Source organism: Nostoc cf. edaphicum LEGE 07299 (genome assembly GCF_015207245.1).
Classification (GTDB): domain Bacteria; phylum Cyanobacteriota; class Cyanobacteriia; order Cyanobacteriales; family Nostocaceae; genus Nostoc; species Nostoc edaphicum_B.
Genome location: NZ_JADEXF010000817.1, coordinates 1 through 3,041, shown reverse-complemented (window position 1 = coordinate 3,041; position 3,041 = coordinate 1). Strand labels below are relative to the sequence as shown.

Annotated in this window: 2 protein-coding genes; one reads left to right on the top strand and one right to left on the bottom strand. The window is 40.8% G+C overall.

What is annotated here, in order from left to right; translation table 11 throughout:
- Window positions 1–70: 70 nt before the first annotated feature.
- Window positions 71–289, bottom strand: coding sequence for a hypothetical protein (locus tag IQ229_RS21090; RefSeq protein ID WP_194047075.1), 219 nt, complete (start codon window positions 287–289; stop codon window positions 71–73).
- A 531-nt stretch (window positions 290–820) separates the two neighbouring features.
- Here IQ229_RS21090 and IQ229_RS21085 point away from each other — a divergent pair.
- Window positions 821–2,980: a Tex family protein gene (locus tag IQ229_RS21085; protein ID WP_194047073.1), complete on the top strand. Its 2,160-nt coding sequence runs from the start codon at window positions 821–823 to the stop codon at window positions 2,978–2,980.
- The last annotated feature ends 61 nt before the right edge of the window (window positions 2,981–3,041 follow it).

Genomic DNA, 3,041 nt, shown 5'->3' with positions numbered 1-3,041 from the left:
TACGTAGTGGTATAAAGAAAAACAGCGCTGAGTTTCCTTGGCTGGATAGAGGTTTCTCTAGGTTATTGTCCTATTGTTTGGATTCATTATCCTGTAAAAGTCTATTGGTAATGACGAAGACAATGATTAATAATCCAAACTGAATCTGCCAAGGTGCTAATACTAAACTTAAGATAAAGCTAATCGCTGCAAATACACCTGCAAGATATGCAATTTCATCACGACTCTTTTTGAACAAGTAACCTGTAGCTAAAGCAGTACATAGTGGTATCAAGAAAAACAAAAGCATTTTACTAACCTCTAAACTAAAGGTTGTAGTGTTTTTAGAACAAATTTTTCGTAAGTGTGGTTAATCTTACATCCAATAAGGTTTTGGCTACAACAGTCGAGCGAAATAAATATTATAGAAAATCAAGATTACGCAAGGTTGTATTTTACGCCAATTGGAATAATTATTGCAATAGATGAAGCGCCAAAAAGCTTGACAACTCTTTGTTCTGTAGTGCACAGCAAGCTTTAAAAGTGGGTACGAGACGCTACGCAAAATAATTGCCTAGTGTTTAGGAACAGACAATTCCTGTGGGTGATGCTACTTTTACCGTTCTCCCCAATCAGCCAAACTTCCCTGTGGTAGACAAATTCTCATTCATCTACGCAGATTGAAAGGGTTATAAAAGTTGCATAGGTGGGTTTTGTCTATTTCACCAATTGCACTCTTGTGAACAATCATCTGGTAAATTAGCTTAAAACTTTGGACTTGCGCCAGGATAAGGATTTAGCATATTACCTTTAGAAGTAGCATTCTCATTTTAGACACCTAATGCTGAACATTCCTCAAATACTGGCAACTGAAATAAACCTCAAATCCCATCAGGTGCAAAACGCGCTGGAACTTTTGGCGGAGGGTGCAACAATTCCCTTTATTGCACGTTACCGCAAAGAGCGCACCGACGAGATGAATGAAGTGCAACTACGCGAACTGGCCGATCGATATACTTATTTAACAGAACTGGAAGAACGAAAATCGGTGATTTTAAGTGCGATCGCTCAACAAGGTAAACTCACAGATGAACTCAAAGCCAAAATCTCATCCTGTTTACAAAAAACCGAACTTGAGGATTTATATCTACCCTATCGCCCAAAACGACGCACCCGCGCCACTATCGCCAGAGAAAAAGGACTCGAACCACTAGCGGAGTTCATCAAGTCGCTAAATGTTAAAAATACTGCAACGGCTTCTCTGGAAGAAGAAGCGGCTAAGTATATTTCGGAAACGCAGGGAGTAAAAACAGCAGAAGAAGCACTCAAAGGTGCTGCTGATATTTTAGCGGAAGAAGTAGCTGAAAAAGCTGAGTTACGTGCGTATATCCGCGACTATCTTTTAGAAGAAGGGGTATTTGTCTCCCGTATCAAAGATGATTATCCTGAAGGTACAACCAAATTTGAGATGTACCGTAACTATCAAATTAGGGTAAAAAATATTGCACCCCACAATATGCTGGCGTTGTGTCGGGGTGAAACTGAAAAAATATTAAGCTTTGAAATTGCTTTTGATGAGGATACGGTACTTTACTATCTTGAGTCGAAAGAAATCAAAACCAAAGTTCGGACGATTCGGGATTTTTATCAGGCGATGTTGAAGGATGCATTCAATCGTTTGATAAAAGTATCTCTAATGGGAGAGGTGATTTCCGAGAAAAAAGTTTATGCAGACATAGAATCAATCAAGACATTTGAAACTAATCTGCGGGAGTTGCTGCTATCTGCACCAGCAGGGATGAAACCAACCTTGGCGATAGATCCTGGATTTAGAACTGGGTGTAAGGTTGCTGTACTCGACCAAACTGGACAATTTTTGGAATATCAGGCAGTATTTCCGCACCAAGCTGCTGAACAACGCGCTAAAGCTGCACAAACTGTCAAAAATCTGATTGAAAAGTACAAAATTGAGTTAATTGCCATTGGTAACGGTACAGCGTCCCGCGAGACAGAGGAATTTGTCACGCAAGTATTGCAAACCATAGAACGCAAACCAGTTAAGGTAATGGTAAATGAATCTGGCGCATCTATATATTCTGCTAGTATTGTGGCGCTAGAAGAGTTTCCCGATTTAGATATTACCGTGCGCGGTGCGATTAGCATCGGCCGCCGTTTGCAAGACCCTCTGGCAGAACTGGTGAAAATTGATCCCAAATCCATTGGTGTGGGACAATATCAGCACGATGTCGATCAGAAATTGTTGAAAAAGAAATTGGATGAGACTGTAGAAAGCTGCGTTAACTACGTCGGCGTAGACTTGAATATGGCCTCCAAAGAACTTCTGACTTCTGTCTCTGGGATTACGGCAACAGTTGCCAATAATATTGTCGCCTATCGTAACCAGAATGGAGCCTTTAAAAATCGTCGACAACTCTTGAAAGTTCCGAAGTTAGGGCCAAAAGCCTTTGAACAAGCGGCGGGTTTTCTGCGGATTCGCGGCGGTGATAACCCATTGGATAATACAGCAGTGCATCCAGAAAGTTATTCTGTAGTAGAAGCGATCGCATCCGATCTAAATGTGCCATTAAATCAGGTGACACAAATTGCTGAAAAACTTAAAAAGACCAACCTGAAGAAATATGTTACCGATAGCGTCGGCGAACCCACACTGCGCGACATCCTCAGCGAACTAGAAAAACCAGGTAGAGATCCTCGTGCTGAGTTTAAATATGCCACCTTCAGAGAAGGAATTAAGGAAATTAGGGATTTAAATGTGGGAATGGAACTAGAGGGAATTGTGACGAACGTCGCTAACTTCGGTGCTTTTGTCGATATCGGCGTACATCAAGATGGCTTGGTGCATATATCCCAACTTGCTGATAGATTTGTAGACGATCCCAACAAAGTTGTCAAAGTTGGACAAGTAGTCAAAGTGCAGGTGCTAGAAATCAACGAGAAACTCAAGCGAATTAGTTTATCGATGAAAGCAGTTAAACAATAATTAGAAACAGCAAATGGCAGTTTATCAAGTTCGATTTATCAATCCTACACTTGGATTAGAT